This is a genomic window from Muricoccus nepalensis (assembly GCF_006438825.1).
GTDB lineage: Bacteria > Pseudomonadota > Alphaproteobacteria > Acetobacterales > Acetobacteraceae > Roseomonas > Roseomonas nepalensis.
Genome location: NZ_RCZP01000121.1, coordinates 1 through 1,245, shown reverse-complemented (window position 1 = coordinate 1,245; position 1,245 = coordinate 1). Strand labels below are relative to the sequence as shown.

General features: G+C 51.1%; 2 protein-coding genes. Both read right to left on the bottom strand.

Annotation, left to right across the window (positions count from 1 at the left end; all coding sequences use genetic code 11):
* Nucleotides 1-344, bottom strand: a 344-nt coding sequence (locus EAH89_RS33725; protein ID WP_408906342.1) for a retropepsin-like aspartic protease, incomplete at its 3' end; no start/stop codon positions are given.
* 77 nt (nt 345-421) lie between these two features.
* A partial coding sequence (locus EAH89_RS30860) for a zinc finger CCHC domain-containing protein (protein WP_140888012.1) occupies nt 422-1,245 on the bottom strand: 824 nt, incomplete at its 5' end.

The window sequence follows — 1,245 nt, the reverse complement described above, 5'->3', positions numbered from 1 at the left end:
CATTCAAGAGTTCCGCGTTTCCAGTCGATGATTGGGTTTGTTTCTCTCAACCAGGGCATGCCCAGAATTATCGTCTGTTGGCCAAGTCCGCAGATGTAAAGACGATGAGTGCATGTTCGACCGTGGACCTTGACGGGTAGGAGGGTATACGTTCGAATGATTCCGTTCTTGTTGGGGGTTCCATCGACGTTCAACGCTCGGATGGGTTTGAAGAGACGGCGGGTCGGAAGATGGTGTTGGCGAACAAATTCTTGGTCGATGAACTTTCCTCCTGCTCCGCAGTCGATAAGGGCTCTGGTTTCGACGGACTTTCCTCTGCTCGTGATTTGGATAGGCACGTGCATTGATTTATTGGTGGTTTCGGTGACAAGCACAGAGCAGATGTTAAGGCAAGGGGAGACGGCCGTCGATCCGGCTCCCCTCAGTGAAAATCCTCTTGCATGGACAGTTCTTCACAGGCTTTGAAGATCACTTCTTCTTCTTCCCCGGTGTATTGGGCGAGCAAAGTTCGGATCGAACGAGCGGCATCCTTGATAGGTAGTCGAGTTTTGTTGTCAGCAGGTGCAGGGGTATTCTGAGCAGAGCTGGAGGTCTTCTTGGTTCGGCAGTCTTTGGCAAAATGCCCCGGTTTTTCGCAGTGGAAGCATGCTCGCTTCTCAAGGAGTTCCTTTCGTTTATCGATGGACAGGGCGTCCACGTCCATTGCATTGGGGTCACGGGTCGGTGGGCGACGCGAGGAGAGATTCCTGAATGCCTGGGCATTGAAAGGCCGCTTGGCACTCTTCTTGAAAGCTTGATGCCTTCTCCAGACGTCGTTGTGTTTGATAACAACATCAACCCATTTATCGAACTCCGTGGGTTCATCGATCATGAGAGAGACCTTGTCGACAAGTGCCTGATTGAGTGCTCCCTTCAGGTAATCGATAGCGACTCGATCGTTGCCGGCTAGTTTGAGTCCTGTGAGTGCGGCGAGGTGTTTGAACCGGGTGATGAGCGTTTCTGCGGTTTCTCCTGGCTGTTGCTTGAGTTGGTTGAGGTCATACAAGGCTTGCTGTTCTTGATTCTCTTTCTTGAAGGCCTTTTCGAACCTTTGCCAAAAGGTGCTGTAGTCGTCCTTGTTGTAGTCTTCTGATGCGAGGTAGGTTCTTCTCCACAACTCGGCTTCTCCTTCGTCCAATTTTGAGAGTACAAAAGTTCGCTTCTTCTTCGGCTTGTCCTTGAACTGGTCCTCGTTGAAGTCGAAGT